This window comes from Devosia sp. 67-54 (assembly GCF_001899075.1).
Taxonomy (GTDB): Bacteria; Pseudomonadota; Alphaproteobacteria; order Rhizobiales; family Devosiaceae; genus Devosia_A.
In genome coordinates this window covers 420997-435680 of sequence record NZ_MKVA01000011.1, presented here as the reverse complement: position 1 = coordinate 435680, position 14684 = coordinate 420997, and the positions used below count along the sequence as shown (strand labels likewise).

Annotated in this window: 19 protein-coding genes, 1 tRNA gene, 2 pseudogenes and 1 riboswitch; of the genes and pseudogenes, 8 read left to right on the top strand and 14 right to left on the bottom strand. The window is 65.8% G+C overall.

Features of this window, described 5'->3' with window-relative positions:
- Window positions 1-219: 219 nt before the first annotated feature.
- Window positions 220-975 carry a hypothetical protein gene (locus tag BGO82_RS19030; RefSeq protein WP_291307200.1) on the bottom strand — a complete coding sequence of 252 codons (756 nt, stop codon included), beginning with the start codon at window positions 973-975 and terminating at the stop codon, window positions 220-222.
- Between the two features lie 628 nt (window positions 976-1603).
- Window positions 1604-1665, top strand: a riboswitch (Fluoride riboswitch).
- A 91-nt stretch (window positions 1666-1756) separates the two neighbouring features.
- Here BGO82_RS19030 and crcB point away from each other — a divergent pair.
- Window positions 1757-2152, top strand: a complete 396-nt coding sequence (gene crcB / locus BGO82_RS19025; RefSeq protein WP_291307199.1) for a fluoride efflux transporter CrcB — start codon at window positions 1757-1759, stop codon at window positions 2150-2152.
- Between the two features lie 59 nt (window positions 2153-2211).
- Here crcB and BGO82_RS19020 read toward each other — a convergent pair whose 3' ends face one another.
- A complete protein-coding gene (locus tag BGO82_RS19020; RefSeq protein WP_291307198.1) occupies window positions 2212-2454 on the bottom strand; it encodes a hypothetical protein in 243 nt (80 codons plus the stop codon).
- A 134-nt stretch (window positions 2455-2588) separates the two neighbouring features.
- On the opposite strand from BGO82_RS19020, the gene BGO82_RS19015 reads away from it, so the two are divergent.
- The 3 genes and pseudogenes from BGO82_RS19015 to BGO82_RS19005 form a co-directional block, all read left to right on the top strand.
- Window positions 2589-2861: a hypothetical protein gene (locus BGO82_RS19015; RefSeq protein ID WP_291307197.1), complete on the top strand. Its 273-nt coding sequence runs from the start codon at window positions 2589-2591 to the stop codon at window positions 2859-2861.
- A gap of 271 nt (window positions 2862-3132) precedes the next feature.
- Window positions 3133-3546, top strand: coding sequence for a hypothetical protein (locus BGO82_RS19010; RefSeq protein ID WP_291307196.1), 414 nt, complete (start codon window positions 3133-3135; stop codon window positions 3544-3546).
- Window positions 3533-3997: pseudogene (locus BGO82_RS19005) on the top strand (recombinase family protein); the annotation flags it as partial. The gene BGO82_RS19010 and the pseudogene BGO82_RS19005, both read left to right, overlap by 14 nt.
- A gap of 159 nt (window positions 3998-4156) precedes the next feature.
- Here the strand turns inward: BGO82_RS19005 and BGO82_RS19000 are convergent.
- Window positions 4157-4321 carry a hypothetical protein gene (locus tag BGO82_RS19000; protein WP_291307195.1) on the bottom strand — a complete coding sequence of 55 codons (165 nt, stop codon included), beginning with the start codon at window positions 4319-4321 and terminating at the stop codon, window positions 4157-4159.
- 69 nt (window positions 4322-4390) lie between these two features.
- Between BGO82_RS19000 and BGO82_RS18995 the strand changes: the two are divergent.
- Window positions 4391-4570, top strand: a pseudogene (locus tag BGO82_RS18995) (zinc ribbon domain-containing protein); the annotation flags it as partial.
- 502 nt (window positions 4571-5072) lie between these two features.
- On the opposite strand, the gene BGO82_RS18990 reads toward BGO82_RS18995, so the two are convergent.
- Window positions 5073-5162: transfer RNA gene (locus BGO82_RS18990), tRNA-Ser, on the bottom strand.
- A 246-nt stretch (window positions 5163-5408) separates the two neighbouring features.
- On the opposite strand from BGO82_RS18990, the gene BGO82_RS18985 reads away from it, so the two are divergent.
- Window positions 5409-5732, top strand: a complete 324-nt coding sequence (locus BGO82_RS18985) for a hypothetical protein (RefSeq protein ID WP_291307194.1) — start codon at window positions 5409-5411, stop codon at window positions 5730-5732.
- 131 nt (window positions 5733-5863) lie between these two features.
- The gene (locus BGO82_RS18980) at window positions 5864-6130 is read left to right on the top strand and encodes a hypothetical protein (protein WP_291307193.1); all 267 of its coding nucleotides are present in this window, start codon (window positions 5864-5866) and stop codon (window positions 6128-6130) included.
- 86 nt (window positions 6131-6216) lie between these two features.
- Here the strand turns inward: BGO82_RS18980 and BGO82_RS18975 are convergent, their stop codons facing one another.
- The 8 genes from BGO82_RS18975 to BGO82_RS18940 all read right to left on the bottom strand — a co-directional run bounded on the left by BGO82_RS18975 (window position 6217) and on the right by BGO82_RS18940 (window position 11958).
- A complete protein-coding gene (locus BGO82_RS18975) occupies window positions 6217-6852 on the bottom strand; it encodes a peroxiredoxin (protein ID WP_291307192.1) in 636 nt (211 codons plus the stop codon).
- A 169-nt stretch (window positions 6853-7021) separates the two neighbouring features.
- On the bottom strand, window positions 7022-7204 hold the full coding sequence (locus tag BGO82_RS18970) for a hypothetical protein (RefSeq protein ID WP_291307191.1): 183 nt from the start codon (window positions 7202-7204) through the stop codon (window positions 7022-7024).
- A gap of 424 nt (window positions 7205-7628) precedes the next feature.
- On the bottom strand, window positions 7629-8129 hold the full coding sequence (locus tag BGO82_RS18965) for a CreA family protein (protein WP_291307190.1): 501 nt from the start codon (window positions 8127-8129) through the stop codon (window positions 7629-7631).
- 249 nt (window positions 8130-8378) lie between these two features.
- Window positions 8379-9179, bottom strand: a complete 801-nt coding sequence (locus tag BGO82_RS18960; RefSeq protein ID WP_291307189.1) for an amino acid ABC transporter permease — start codon at window positions 9177-9179, stop codon at window positions 8379-8381.
- 314 nt (window positions 9180-9493) lie between these two features.
- The gene (locus BGO82_RS18955; protein WP_291307576.1) at window positions 9494-10318 is read right to left on the bottom strand and encodes a transporter substrate-binding domain-containing protein; all 825 of its coding nucleotides are present in this window, start codon (window positions 10316-10318) and stop codon (window positions 9494-9496) included.
- Window positions 10319-10554: 236 nt separating this feature from the next.
- The gene (locus tag BGO82_RS18950; RefSeq protein ID WP_291307188.1) at window positions 10555-10863 is read right to left on the bottom strand and encodes a SelT/SelW/SelH family protein; all 309 of its coding nucleotides are present in this window, start codon (window positions 10861-10863) and stop codon (window positions 10555-10557) included.
- A complete protein-coding gene (locus BGO82_RS18945; RefSeq protein ID WP_291307187.1) occupies window positions 10860-11273 on the bottom strand; it encodes a cyclic nucleotide-binding domain-containing protein in 414 nt (137 codons plus the stop codon). The genes BGO82_RS18950 and BGO82_RS18945 overlap by 4 nt, the downstream gene beginning before the upstream one ends.
- 82 nt (window positions 11274-11355) lie before the next feature.
- The gene (locus BGO82_RS18940; protein ID WP_291307186.1) at window positions 11356-11958 is read right to left on the bottom strand and encodes a DUF1236 domain-containing protein; all 603 of its coding nucleotides are present in this window, start codon (window positions 11956-11958) and stop codon (window positions 11356-11358) included.
- Between the two features lie 203 nt (window positions 11959-12161).
- On the opposite strand from BGO82_RS18940, the gene BGO82_RS18935 reads away from it, so the two are divergent.
- Window positions 12162-13097 (top strand): heparan-alpha-glucosaminide N-acetyltransferase, encoded by a 936-nt coding sequence (locus tag BGO82_RS18935; protein ID WP_291307185.1) that lies wholly within the window; start codon window positions 12162-12164, stop codon window positions 13095-13097.
- 15 nt (window positions 13098-13112) lie between these two features.
- Here BGO82_RS18935 and gnd read toward each other — a convergent pair whose 3' ends face one another.
- Window positions 13113-14087 (bottom strand): phosphogluconate dehydrogenase (NAD(+)-dependent, decarboxylating), encoded by a 975-nt coding sequence (gene gnd / locus BGO82_RS18930; protein WP_291307184.1) that lies wholly within the window; start codon window positions 14085-14087, stop codon window positions 13113-13115.
- Window positions 14088-14182: 95 nt separating this feature from the next.
- Complete coding sequence (locus tag BGO82_RS18925; protein ID WP_291307183.1) at window positions 14183-14629, bottom strand: cyclic nucleotide-binding domain-containing protein; 447 nt, start codon at window positions 14627-14629, stop codon at window positions 14183-14185.
- Window positions 14630-14684: the final 55 nt, after the last annotated feature.

Below are 14684 nucleotides of genomic sequence, written 5' to 3'. Positions count from 1 at the left end.
GCAAATATACAATAACTATTATGAATATGTCAAAATTTCCGAATATCTACTTGAAGTATGAAGGACTTTCTCATCTGATCAGGGGCGGCGAGCGATGACGCCTTGGAGCCCCGGGCAGCGGACGAATGGTGGCCGCAATGGGCGCGGCTCGACGCCGAATGCTGGCAGCGCCTCAAGGTGCGCCGGGCTCGTGGGGCGCACCTTGAGACCAATGTATAGTTACAGGGCGGCCGTGGCCGCGAGTTCTGCCTTCTGTTGGGAAGACGGGCGCAACGTACCCACGGGAAGCTCCTCGGTACGCACCGCAGAATTGTCCGAGTGGCGATAGGTCCGTTCAAAGACATCGCTTTGAATCAGACGATAGTTGTCGCCCTGCCGAACGATTACTGCCCCATCCCTGAACTGTTGAGGTGTCGCCGCTGGACCTGCGAACGTTCCTTCTCCAGTCAGTCGGATTGCCGGGCAAATGTCCCGGTCGTCCCGCTTGTGCAGCCCAAATCCATCGGCCCCCAGATCTCCAACAGGGCTCATTTTGCTCTGCACAAAGCCGCGATCGGAATTGTACGTATCCTCCAGGCCAAGCCCTCTCGCCATTTCGAGAACGGCCTTGATCTGGGCGAGGGACAAAGCCTCTGGTGTCCCTGCGAGTTGCTCGATGAAGGACGTAAGCTTCTTTGCCTGCTGATCATTCACTTCATTCATAATGATCACGCCGCTGCCGTCGCCTCTCGCCGCCTGCACCGCTCGGTCCTTGCCGTTGTAGAAAACGACCCCCGACTGCCCGATGGCATTTCCCTGCCAGTCAACGATCGGCATGCCCTCTACGAGAGAACCATCCTTCCCTCTCGATCCGCCTGGGTAGATCAGAGGCTCGCCATCTGAAAGCTCCGGGATGGGAATTATGTATTTCTGCGCAGATGAAATTACTTTCACAGCATCTGCAAAATAAAGTTCTTCAATAGTAATTGTTTTCATGCAATCTCCACGTTAGTTGAACACTGTCAGATATTATGCCGTACGGGGTTGTATTCGTCAAAATTCCGCCTTTGGCGACTAGACTAGAAGGGCGGCCCGCCCGACGGTCGAACGGTCGCTGACCGCAGATGCTGGCGCTCGCCCAACCTTGCATTGCGCTCCACCGGCAACCACGGTGGCGGCATCCAATCGGCGCACGGTTGGTCATGGGGGTCTCGGGGAGCACGAAGGCTCCCGCGAGCGCGATGGAACGGCGGACGTTCCTCCATGGTCCGGTGCCGGTGGAGCGGGAAGGCTCCAGGTCCGGCGAGCGGGTGTCATGAGGGGCGGCGATACGCCCTTCATGTCGATGGGGTTCTGCAGGGGAGCGCGACGGCTCCCCTCAGTGGCGATGAAACGGCCAGACGGTGTCGGTGGAGAGGCACGTCTCCAAGTCCGACGAGTGGATCAACCGGCGATACGGTTGGCGGTGCGACGAGGCTCAATGCCGAGGCCGCGCCGCAGGCCGGGGGTATGCAACAGGGGCGCGCAGCGGGCCCCTTTGCCAAGATGTGTGGTACTACCACACACATCTTGCGCATCCTTCTGCGGGGGGTTTTGACCTTGACCCTGCTGCTCTGGTATTCTTGCTGATGATGGGGATGGGGCTCCCCGATAACCGCCGTCGTGGCTGATAACTCCTGCTGCAACGAGAGGCTGCAAGGCTTCGTCGCGGTGGGATGTTTTTGCGAAGACCCCTCCTGAACGAACCGGACCCGGCCTCCAACTTGAAGGGGTGGCCATGGGCGCTCTTGGATTTGTGATTGTGTTCGTCGGGGCCGGGCTTGGCGGCATGGCCCGGCATGGGATGAACATCGTGGTGGGCACGATAGCCGGGACCGGCTTCCCGATGGGGACGCTGGTGGTGAATGTGTCGGGCTGCTTCATCATGGCGATCATCGCCGAGTATTTTGCGCAGCGCTCGGGTCTGCCGCAGGAATGGCGGCTGTTTCTGACGACGGGGGTGCTCGGCGGGTACACGACGTTCTCGGCGTTTTCACTCGACACGGTGCTGCTGGTCGAACGCGGACAGTTCGGCGCGGCGGTCGGCTATGCCGCCGCCTCGGTGTTCGTGTCGCTTGGCGCGCTCCTGCTCGGCCTGATGCTCGTGCGCGCGCTTCTGGCCGGTGCATCCTGAGCGCATGCGAAAAGGCCCCGCCGTCCACCGGCAGGGCCTTTCGGGATCGAGGGGGCTGTTCAGTTCGGTCGCGGCTGACGGTTGTTGGAACGCGCACTCGGTGCCTGTTCCTGGTCGCGGGGCTTGTTCACCCGAAGGGCGATGCGGCCATCGACGGGAATGCCGTCGAACATGAGAGCGAGGCCCTTTTTGTCCTTGTGGGGGAACGCGACGCCCACCTTGATCCATCGGGCGGTTTCACCGTCGCCGAGCACTTTATAGATCGTGTGGGTCGGGTGGGTTCTGTTGCTTGTATCGGTCATTCCAGTCTCCTTCTTTTCGCCGGGCACCGTGCCCGGCTTCATGGGGACGTAGAGCCGCAAGCGCGGGATCGACCGATCACACGCCAACGCCCGAAGGGGCGCTGCTGCACAAGCGAAGCGCGGAAGCGAGCGCGTTGATCGTCGATCAGCTTGCGGCAGGCCCCACCAATGAAGCCGTGTTCGATGCCCCGGAGGACGCGAGACGAGATGTGCGGTACTGCCAACAGGCCCCGACTTTTCTCGATGCAAATGCCTGGACGAAACGCGGATTGCCCAATGAAGGCAGCGGGTTAACCTGTCACCAAATCTTCACCGAGATTCCGCTTCCCAACGCACCGTCGTCGGCGCTATTTTTCTGGTGTCTCGCTGGGGTGCTCCCGATCCGGGAGCTGAGCAAAACCCATTAATCCGGAACTGAGTGGCAATGCTGCCGCCGTTCGGCGTGGTCGTTGTGACCCCGGCAGATGACTCCGTCATTCGCCCGTCGCGCGCTCCGCCAATGCGGCACGCTCTCAGTCCCCAGCGATACAACTGCGGGTTGAAGTCCAATCATAGGTTCAACCAGCAATATGTGAAATAACTTGCAGTCATATGGCTGTGAATGGCAGTATTAAACTAGGGACATTGCCAGCAACGGCCCGGAGTAACTGACTGAATAACTGAGATCGGAGACGGCAGATGATAAAGGACAAATTCAATAGCGCCGCCGGGTCATTCCCCGTCGCAAGCGACGGGCTGCCGAGCCACTCCCAGATTCAGGTTTTCAACGATCCCGACACTGTCGGCGAGGGGCGAACGGCTCTGAACTTCGATGTGAGCAAGTACCTGCCATATCTGGAGGACAGCGAACTCACGGAAGCGCAGGGCAAGGAGCTTCTGGAGTCGCTTTGGGTCATCGTGGTCGGCTTCGTTGATCTCGGGTTCGGAACGAGCCCGATCCAGCAGGCTATGGATAAGTCCAAGGTAATTGAAGGCACCGCGACTGCCGCGATGGTAGTATCGGTACCCGGACAATCCGAAACCGCAAAACAAACCGACGAGGCGCGCTCATCCCGTGCGCCGCGTGAATGGAGGACTCATGAGCCATACTGAGTGGGACTTTGAAATGGATCGCGCCGACAAGCGCGCGATCATCTATGCACGCGTCAGCAGCCCCAATCAGGTGCGGAAGGGCGATGGCCTCGCGTCGCAGGAAGCGACCTGTCGTCAGTATGCCGAGCGCATGGGGTATGATGTGGTCGAGGTCTTCCGTGACAATGTCACGGGCGGCGTGACCGACCGCCCCGCAATGGGGGCGCTCATCAAGTTCCTGCGCACCCGCCGCGCCGACAAGCTCGTCGTCATCGTGGATCATCCCAATCGCTTTTCACGCGACATTCGCGGGCACTGGGATTTGCGGGACCTTCTGACGGCGGCGGGCGGGCGGCTGGAAAGCCCGAACATGAAGTTCGGCGACAGCTCGGCCGAGCGCCTGGTCGAGAATCTCATGATGTCCACTGCCCAGTATCAGCGCGAGCAGAATGCAGAGCAGACCAAGGACCGCATGAAGGGACGACTGCTGAACGGGTTCTGGCCATTCATCCCGCCGCGCGGCATGCGCCAGGAACGCGTCGCAGGCGTCGGCAATATCCTTGTGCGTGTCGAACCGGAAGCATCGGTGATCGCCGAGGGTCTTGAGGCCTTCGCAACTGGCCGGCTCTGTTCACAGGCGGAGCTGGCGCGTTGGCTCAATGAGCACCCCGACTTCAGTAAGGGTCGCCGCACGCGCATAACGAACCAGCAGGCGCATGACCTGCTCACCAATGTGCTTTATGGCGGCGTAGTCGAGAAGGCCGACTGGGGCGTAACGCGACGCAAGGGGCGTCATGAGGGTCTCGTGAGCTACGAGACCTTCGAACGCATCCAGCAGCGGCTCATCGACGGGTCACGTGCGCCTATGCGCACCGACCTCAATGTCGATTTTCCGCTGCGTGGCGCTGTGGTCTGCGCCTCTTGTGACCACCCGCTGACCGCATGCTGGTCCACCAGCAAGACCGGCGCGAAGCATCCCTATTACATGTGCTTCAAGCGCGGGTGCAGCGAGTACCGCAAGTCGATCCGCCGTGACGTGATCGAAGGAGAGTTCGCAGGTGTCCTCGACCAGCTCACGCCCTCTGCAAAGCTGATGGACCTCGCCATGGCGATGTTCAAGGACGCCTGGGATCAGCGAAGTGCTCAGGCGAGTGCCATGGCGGCACACTACAAGCGCGAGCTTGCAACCGTTGAGACAAGCATAGCACGGCTCGTGGATCGCATCGTCGAGAGCACGACGGACGCGGTTGTGCGGGCCTGCGAAGCGCGCATCGCGGAACACGAGCGCACTAAGCTGGTGCTGCTCGAAAAGGCAGGGCAGACGTTGCCGAAGGCAGGCAAGTTCGACGAGTTGTTCGAACTCGCCTTCGAGTTCCTCGCAAACCCTTCCAAACTCTGGGATTCGGGTCGCTACGACTACCGCAGACTGGTGCTGAGAATGACGTTTTCGGACAAACTGGCTTACAGCGCGAAAACGGGTTTTCGAACCCCAGAAACCACCTTACCATTCAATGTGTTAGGTGGTCTTGGCGAGGGTGTTGAAGGAATGGCGGAGAGAAAGGGATTCGAACCCTTGAGACGGTTACCCGCCTACACACTTTCCAGGCGTGCGCCTTCGACCACTCGGCCATCTCTCCGCGCGGCGGGCGCCGGCGACATCGGCCTTTGCCGCACGGGGCGGGACGAGGGGGCGGAACACCCCTCCAAAGGCGGGGGCAATATACTCATGGAGGGCGGCGCCGCAAGGCCGGAAAACATGGGCTGTGGAGCGGTGCCGGCGCGGCGGCGGCACACCTTGTGCCGGCCGGATGCAGCATGCAAAAAGGGCCGCACTCCATGGTGGTTTACCGGACGTCGTGGTTCCGGTGGTGGAAAGTGGCGGCATGCGGCTCCTGCTCCGGATCATCGGTACATTGCTGATCGCCTGCGCGGTGATCCTGGTGATCATCGACGGCACCAAATCGCTGGGCGCCAACGCCATCGTGATCACGCCGCTGCGCGACAGCTGGACCCAGATGCACCCGCAAAGCCTTGCGGCGGTTCATGATTTCCTGACGAGCCGGCTGTTCGGGCCGGTGCTGCAGCCGGCGGTGGAGGCGCTGCTGGGCTGCCCCGGCTGGGCGGTGATCGGGGTGCCCGGACTGCTGCTCGCCTGGGCCGGACGGTCGCGGCGGGTGCGCGTCTTCCTCCGCCAGGACCAATTGTGAGCCCTGACACTGTGTCCGGTTATCGCGGGTCGACGTCGCGCTTTGCCGTGCACATCGCCGCCGGGTGCGATTGACGGCGAAGCGGGCGGCCCGTTTACTCGACGGATTAGCGACCGGGCCGGGGGCCGGAGATGATTGCCATCCTGCTGTATCTGATCGGGCTGATCTCGGTCGTCGTCACGGTGGTGCTGGCGGCGTTCGACGCCCCGGCGCTCGTGCAGAGCCTCATGGCCGCCTACACTTCCGGGCTCGACGCCGTGCTGCCGGCGCTGGGGCGCGCCGCGGCGTCGCTGAACTGGGCGCTGATGCCGTTCCTCGGCGGGCTGCTGCTGATGGGGTTTGCGCGGATCATGATGCTGCTCGGCGCGATCCGTCACGCGCTGAAGGGTCCCGCATAAACCTCCGCGGCAAGAAAAACGGCCGCCCCGGGAGGCGGCCGCAGTCTTCGTCGGGAGACGACCAGGAGATGAAACGCGCGTCAGGCTCAGCCCTGCGGCTGCGGCACGATGCGCAAATAGGGGCGCGGCGCCGTCCAGCCACCGGGGAATTTCGCCCTGGCGGCCTCGTCGGTGAGGCCCGAGCCGATGACCACGTCCTCGCCCGGCTTCCAGTTCACCGGGGTCGCGACCGAATGCTTCGCAGTCAATTGCAGGCTGTCGATGGCGCGCAGGATCTCGTCGAAGTTGCGGCCGGTCGAGGCGGGGTATTCGATCTTGAGCTTCACCTTCTTGTCCGGGCCGATGACGTAGACGGCGCGCACGGTGAGCGAAGTGTCGGCATTGGGGTGGATCATGCCGTATTTGGTGGCGATCTCGCGGCTCGGATCGGCGAGCAGCGGGAAGTTGAGCGCAGTGCCCTGCGTCTCCTCGATGTCCTTGGACCAGGCGTCGTGGTTCTTCAGTTCGTCGACGCTGACGCCGAGCACGACCACGCCGCGCTTGTCGAAATCGGGCTTCAGCCTGGCGGTGTAGCCCAGTTCGGTGGTGCAGATCGGGGTGAAGTTCTTGGGGTGCGAGAACAGCACCGCCCATTTGCCGTCGATGTAGTCGTAAAAGTGGATGCGACCCTGGGTGCTTTCCGCCTCGAAATCGGGGGCGGTGTCGCCGATGAGAAGTGCCATTGCGTCAGTTCCTTCCGGCCCGCTCGCTCGGGCCATGCTGAAAGGGAATATCGGCGCTCGGGCGCGGCGGGGGCAGCGGCGGACGGGAAAATTCTTTATGTTTTCGGCGGCGGGCGGACCAAGCCATTCCCCGCCGCGGCCGATCGGCGCGAAGTGCGGCCGAAGCGCCTCAAAGACTGGCGGCGGCCGCCTCGAGCGCGAACAGCAGCAGCAGCGGGGCGAAGGCGAACGCGAAAGCCACGCCCTGGCGGGCGCGCAGCACCCGGGCGATGCAGAAGAACGTGACGAACACCACCACGCTCGCCATCAGCGAGGCATAGGCGCCATCGAAGAAGCCGAAAATCGCGGGCATCGGACCACCTCGTCATGGACAGGCGCCAAGGATGCGACCCCGAGGCTCGCGGCAGCCTTACCGGCCGAGACAGAATTTGTCGCAAATTGCCGCGATGGGGTGGCCTGCATGGTTGCTCGCCCGCACGTCATCCCCGGCTTGACCGGGACCCGATTCGACGCTGGCGCAAGGCGAGGGTCGGGTCCCCGCTTTCGCGGGGATGACACCTGGTGGGGGCGTCCGATCGCCCAACCACCAAAGCGTTTCAGCTTCGAACGGACGCATGTCCGGTGGTTGAGGCCCCCACCCTCGGTCCCTCCCCGCAAGGGGGAGGGAGGCGATGGAGCCGCATTCTCCGGTGCTTCAGTCAGGCTCCCCTCCCCCTTGCGGGGAGGGGCTGGGGTGGGGGGCAACAGCCAGCGGGCTCTATCTCATCGCTAGATGCTTAGTTGGGCTTGCCGTTGCTCCAGGTGACGTCGAGGCCGTTGAGCGGCACGGCCGAGAGCGACATCTTGCCCGAGCCCATCTGCAGCTCGCGGGCATGGGCGAGATAGAGCAGCGTGTTGTTGGCCTTGTCGTAGATGCGGGTGATGCGCAGCGATTTGAAGATCAGGCTGCGCTGCTGCTTGAAGATCTCCTGGCCGCCGGCGGAGGTGGAGATGTTGCCCACCGTCACCGGCCCGGAGGCGGCGCAGTCGATGGCCGAATAGGACGGATCCTCGAACCAGTTGCCCTGCTGCAGGCGGTCGATGAGGCTGCGGTTGAAATAGGCGACGTGGCAGACGACGCCCTTCACGTCGGGGTCCTCCACCGCCTCGATGGCGATGTCGTTGCCGGTCCAGTCGACATTGATCTTGCCGACGCCGGTCGAATTGTCCTTGCCGCAGGCGGCAAGCAGCACGACGAGCGCGAGCGCACCGGCGGCGCGGGCGAGATTGGTCAGCATCAGCGTGTTTCCCTCGACGGAGCCAAAGACCGCGATGATGTGGGGATGATCCGGGCGGGCGCAAGTGGGGGGCCGGCATCCGGTGGATGGGGCACCGGGTATCCGGTGGCTTGGCCGGCATCCGGTGGATGTGGCCCCCACCCCCGGCCCCTCCCCGCAAGGGGGAGGGGGGCGATGGAGCCGCATTCTCCAGTGCTTCAGTCAGGTGGGGGGGCACGCAGCGGCTGTCGTGCGACGCAGAGAGCCGGATCAGCGCTTCATGCGGTGTTCGATGTAGCGGACGACCAGCGACAGCGAGATGGTCATGGTCAGGTAGAGGAAGGCGACGACGTTGTAGGTTTCGAAGAATTTGAAGGTGGCGGCGGAATAGACCTTGCCGAGCTGGGTGATGTCCTGGACGCCCAGCGAGGAGACGAGCGCCGAATCCTTGATCATCGACACGAAATCGTTGCCGAGCGGCGGCAGGATGATGCGGAAGGCCTGCGGCGCGACGATCCTGCGGAAAATCTGGCCGCGGCTCAGGCCCATGGCGCGCGCCGCCTCGAGCTGGCCCTCGGGCACCGCCTCGATGCCGGCGCGGAAGATTTCGGCGAGGAAGGCCGAATAGCAGATCGTCAGCGCCACGATGGCGCGCCAGGTGAGATCGAAATTGCGCACGGTGAGCGCCGGCATCCAGCCGAACTGCTGCAGCGGCGCGGTGAGCCAGTTGGCGGCGACGATGGTGGCCGGAGCGCCGACGAAGGCGATGTAGAACAGGAACACCAGGATGGGGATGCCGCGCACCAGCTCGGTGTAGAAGGTCGCGAGCTGCACCAGCAGCGCCCGGCCGGAGGTGCGCATCAGCGCGACGGCAAGGCCGAGCAGGATGGCGAGGGCGAAGGCGACCAGCGTCACCCACATGGTGGTGAGCACGCCGCCCGACAGCGCCCGGAAGATGCGGGTGTAGTCGCCGTCGGCGACGATGGCCCAGAGCGCGACGATGCCGAGCAGCGCGATGGCGAGCAGCCAGTACGGGAAATCGGCGAGGCGTCGGCGGTGACGGTCTTGCATGTGCGCTGCTGTGGTTGTGGATGCTTGTCTGGTGGGCCTGGCCCCCACCCCCGGCCCCTCCCCGCAAGGGGGAGGGGAGCCCGACTGCTTCATCGGAGGAGCGTGGCACCGGCCCCCGCTCCTCCCCGCCATGGGAGCGGACGCGACGTGGCGTGGCGGGCGTGGCGGGTGTGGCCCCCACCCCCAACCCCTCCCCGCAAGGGGGAGGGGAGCCTGACTTCCACATCTCGCTCGCGGCTCTATCGCCCCCCTCCCCCTTGCGGGGAGGGGACGGGAGTGGGGCCACGCGCACTGTCGATGGGGCCCCGTCGCCGCTATTTGGCGGCGCTGTACTCGTAGAACCATTTGCGGTTCAGGGCGTCGAGGGTGCCGTCGGCCTGCATCGATGCCAGGGCGGCGTTGACCGGGGCCACGAGGTCGGAGCCCGGCTTGAAGATGAAGCCGAACTGGTCCGAGCCGATCGGATCGCCCACGGTCTTGAACACGCCCGGATCGGCGGCGATGTAGCCGTTGATCGAGGCCTGGTCCATCAGCACCATGTCGACGTCGCCGGCCTTGAGCGCCTGCACCGAGGCGCCGAAGGTGTCGAACAGCTTGATGCGGCTGTCGTCGGGCGTGTCGCCGTCCTTGAGGTCGGGATTGAGCAGGCCTTCGGCGGCGTAGAAGCCGGAGGTGCCCGACTGCGCGCCGATCAAGAGGTCGGTGTTGGTGACGAGATCGCCCGGCTGCCTGATGCGATCCTCGCTTTGGCGGACCAGCATGTATTCCTTGTTGTCCATGTAGGGGTCGGAGAAATCGACCTGCGCCTTGCGCTCGTCGGTGATGGAAATGCCGTCCATGCCGATGTCGAACTGGCCGTCATGCACGGCCTGGATCATGGTGTCCCACGACATGACGTTCCAGTTGATCTTCGCGTTGAGGCGCTTACCGATCTCGTCGACCGCGTCGTATTCCCAGCCGATGCCCTTGCCGGTGGCCGGATCGGCGAAGTTGAGCGGGGTGTAGGCGTTCTCGGTGACCGCCTGGATGGTGCGGCCCTTGAGGTCGGGCAGCTCAGCGGCAGCGGCGGAACCGATGGCGGCGGCGGCGGCGAACAGCGTCGCGGCGAGCGCGGTCAAAGCGTGTCTCATGAGGCGCAGTCTCCCTGATCGTGTGCCTGCACATCGTCCCCGGTGCAGGCTTGCCGGCGACACTAGAGCAGTTAAACCGCAAGCGAAAGCGCGGTTGGCGGCGGTGGGGCTGGCGGGGTTGGTGGATGGCGCGGCCGGTGGGCGTGGCCCCCACCCCCGGCCCCTCCCCGCAAGGGGGAGGGGGGGCCCGACTGATGCGTCGGCGCGGGCCGCTCGATCGTTTCCCGCGGCCGGCTTTTGCGGCGTCAGCCGTCCGATGGAACAGGTTTTGCGGCGCGGTCGATGTGGCCGAGGTCGCGGCCGGGATCGATGCGGTCGCGCAGCAGCTGCTTGAGCTGCCGGACATCGGGGAAGCCGCCGTCGCGCCTGCGGTCCCAGAGCAGCGCGCCATCGAGGTGGATCCGGAAGATGCCGCCGGTGCCGGGAACGAGCGCCACCTCGCCCAGCTCGAGCGAGAAGGTCGCGAGCGCCTCCTGCGCCATCCAGGCGGCGCGCAGCAGCCAGTTGCACTGGGTGCAGTAGGTGATGCGCAGGACGGGCTTGCCGGCGGTCATATCGCGGGGTCGGTCCAGCTCGACATGAAATTCTGCGGCAGGACCAGCGCCGGCTCCTCGGCCTTGTCGCGGGTGAGGAGCGCGGTGGTGGCGTTGACGCGCTGCGCCAAGAGGCGAGCGATCTGCAGCAGCCAGTCGGGGTGGGCGTTGAGCACGGCGATGGCGTCGTCGATGACGAAATAGTCGACGGCGGTGACGGCGCGTACCGTGGCGCTTTGCGGCATGTCGAGCAGGACGCTGATTTCGCCGACCACGGCGCCGGGCGTCCGGATGGTCGAGACGTGCCGGCCGTCGCGCAAGACTTCGAGCTGGCCGTCCTTGAGGACGTAGAGCTGGCCGGTGCTGCCGCCCTGCTCGATCAGGGTCATGCCGGGGGCGATCCAGTCGCGGCGGAGCCAGGGAGCGGGCACGGCGGCGTCCTCTCGGTCGATGCGCAAGGGCCGGACCCCGAAGGCCCGGCCTTTGCATGCTAGCCGATGATGGCGCCGGAGGCTATTCGACCCAGACCACGGTGCGGCTGCCGGTATCGACCAGCGCCGGGCGGTCGTTGAGATAGACGTAGCCGTAGCCGCGGGCGTCGGGGATGGCGGTGATCCGGACGCTGCTCTTCAGATGCGCGCCGGGCGCCAGGCTGCCGGAGAAGCGGACCGAGCCGGTCGGGTGCGCCTTGACGTAGGCGACGGTGCGGTCGGAGACGACGAAGCCGGGCGAGGCGACGATCTTGCCGCTGCTGCGGTCGACGATCCAGACGCGGTTGTTGGCGTAGAAATAGGCGTGCGCGTCGTCGCCGTCGATCGGGTAGAGCTTGACGGTGCCGCCGACCTTGTAGCCGACCTTCACATGATCCTTGAGATAGACCTGCTCGACCGGATGGGTGCCGGCGAAGGTCACCGAGGTGTCGGGAACGGTGCTGCCGACGACGGCGCCGGAAAAGCCGCCGATGATGGCGCCGACCGGGCCGCCGAAGATGAAGCCGAGGGTCGAGCCGGTGGTGGCGCCGGCCGCGGCGCCGAGGGTGCTCGCGGCATAGGCGGCGGGCAGGGTGGCGGCGCCGAGGCTGAGCACGGCGACACCGGCCAGGAGGAGTTTGCGCATGGGGAATCCTTTCGTGTTGTCGGGACTTGCGACCTCCACCCCCCAACCCCGGTGCCCGCGGCCCGGTTCCCGCGACAATTCGCGGCGGCGGGGATATGCGGGGCCTTCCGGCGGCGCCGATTTTTCGGCATGAGGGAGCGGCCCCGCGCCGGCCATGGCGGACGCGCGGCGGGCGCCGGCGCCGGGCCGGTGAGGAGCGCGCGATGGGTGAAACGACGGCACGACGGCGGCTGCAGGCGGTCGACGTCTATCGCGGCCTGGCGCTGGTGGCGATGGCCGCCTACCATCTGTGCTGGGACCTCAATTATTACGGCCTGATCAATGTCGGCATCGGCGTCGATCCGGTGTGGATCACGGCGCAGCGCGCGATCCTCACGGCGTTCCTGCTGCTCGCCGGCGCCGGGCTGACGTTGGCGCATGGCGAGGGCATCGCCTGGCGCGGCTTCTGGCGGCGCGAGGCGATGCTGGTGGCCGCGGCCGCCGCGGTGAGCGCCGGAACGTGGTTCCTGTTCGGCGACGATCTCGCCTATTTCGGCGTGCTGCACATGATCGCGCTGGGCTCGCTGCTGTGCCTGCCGCTGGTCGGCGCGCCGCTATGGGCGGGCGCGGCGGTGGCCGCATTGGCGCTGGGGCTGCCGGCGGTGTTTTCGTCCGATGCGTTCGATCCGCGCTGGCTCAACTGGATCGGCTTGTTCAGGGTGACGCCGGAGACGGCCGACCTGGTGCCGGTGTTCCCGTGGCTGGGGGTGATGCTGCTCGGCATGCTCGGCATGCGGGTGCTGCGCGGCACGCCGGCCTTCGGCTGGTCGAGCGGCAGCCGGGCGGTGCGCGGGCTGGCGCTCCTCGGGCGCTGGAGCCTTGTCGTCTACCTGGTGCACCAGCCGATCCTGTTCGGCATCGTGACGCCGATCGCCAATTGGCGGCAATCGGCAGAGCAGGCCAAGCTCGAGAGCTTCACGCAGAGCTGCACCGCGAGCTGCCTTGCCGGCAAGGGCAAGGCCGAGGGCGCCGGCGGGCCGCAATTCTGCACCGCCTATTGCCGCTGCGCGCTCGACATGACGGTGGAGCACGATCTGTGGAGCGCTTCGCCGACCGAGCTCAAGGACATGAGCGCGCTGTGCACGGCGATGAGCGAATAGCGTTCTGGTGGGCGGCTATTTCTTCTCGACGTGGCCGCCGAAGCCGAAGCGCATGGCGCTCAGCAGCTTTTCGGCGAAATTGTGCGACTGGCGCGAGCGGAAGCGGGTGTAGAGCGAGGCGGTGAGCACCTCGGCGGGGATCGCCTCCTCGATGGCGGCCTCGACGGTCCAGCGGCCTTCGCCGGAATCCTCGACATAGCCGGAGAAGGTTTCGAGCGCCGGATCCCTGGCCAGCGCCTCGGCGGCGAGGTCGAGCAGCCAGGAGGAGATCACCGAGCCGCGGCGCCACACTTCGGCGACGTCGGCGAGCTTCAGATCGTAGCGCTCGCCGGGCGGCAATAGATCGGCGTTCTTGCCCTTGAGGATGTCGAAGCCTTCGCCATAGGCCTGCATCATGCCGTATTCGATGCCGTTGTGCACCATCTTGACGAAGTGCCCGGCCCCGGCTGGCCCGGCATGGATGTAGCCGAGCTCGGCACGCGGATCGTGATCGTCGCGGTCGGGGGTTCTGGGAATGTCGCCGGCGCCGGGCGCCAGGGTGCGGAAGATCGGGTCGAGCCGGCGCACTTCGGCATCGGGGCCGCCGATCATCATGCAATAGCCGCGGGTGAGCCCCCAGACGCCGCCCGAGGTGCCGACGTCGATATAGTGGATGCCGGATTTTTCGAGCTCGGCGGCGCGGCGCACATCGTCCTTGTAGTAGGTGTTGCCGCCGTCGATGACGGTGTCGCCTTCGCCGAGGATGGAGGCGAGATGAGCGATGGTGCCCTCGGTGACCTTGCCGGCCGGCAGCATGACCCAGACGGTGCGCGGCGCGGCGAGCGCGCCGACCAGCGCCTCGAGCGTTTCGGCGGGTATCGCCCCCTCGCCGCCGAGCGCGGTGCGGGCGGCGGCGTCGATGTCGTAAACCACCGGCGCGTGCCCGCCCTGCAGCAGCCGCCGCGCGATATTGGCCCCCATGCGCCCGAGTCCGACGATACCGATCTGCATGAAAGCCTCCGTGGGTTGCGCGCCGCTGTTCTAGCACATGCGGCGCGGGCGAAGTCCACGGGCGGCGGGTGCGGCGAGCGCGCGCGGGCCGGCCTTCAGGCGCCGGGGCGCGGCGTGCCGTTCAGCGCGCCGAACAGGCGGCCGAGCATGGATTGGTCGGCCTTGCCGGCGTCGCGGCGCATCTCGACCAGGAGCGCGCTGGTGGCATCGAGCCGGGCGCAGGCGAGCGTCGCGACATGCAGCGCCACCAGCGGCGTGCGCTCCATGAAGGCGACGGCGTTGTCGATGACGCGCACGCTGCTCGCCGCCTCGGCCCGCACGGTGGCGCTGTGGGCGGTGCCCAGCAGCACGCTCATTTCGCCGATCAGCGCGCCGGGCTCGCTGATGGTCGCGAGCGGCACACCGTCGCGCTCGACGCCGAGGCGGCCGGCCTCGAGCACATACATGTCGCCCGACGGCTCGTCGCCGGCGGCGATCAGCACCTCGCCGCGCGCCAGCGTGCGGACGCCCAGCCCCCTGGTCAATGTCAGCAGACTGGCCATGCGCGATCCCTCCACTGCGCGGACGGTAGCGGAGGCGCGGTGTCGGGGGAAGACC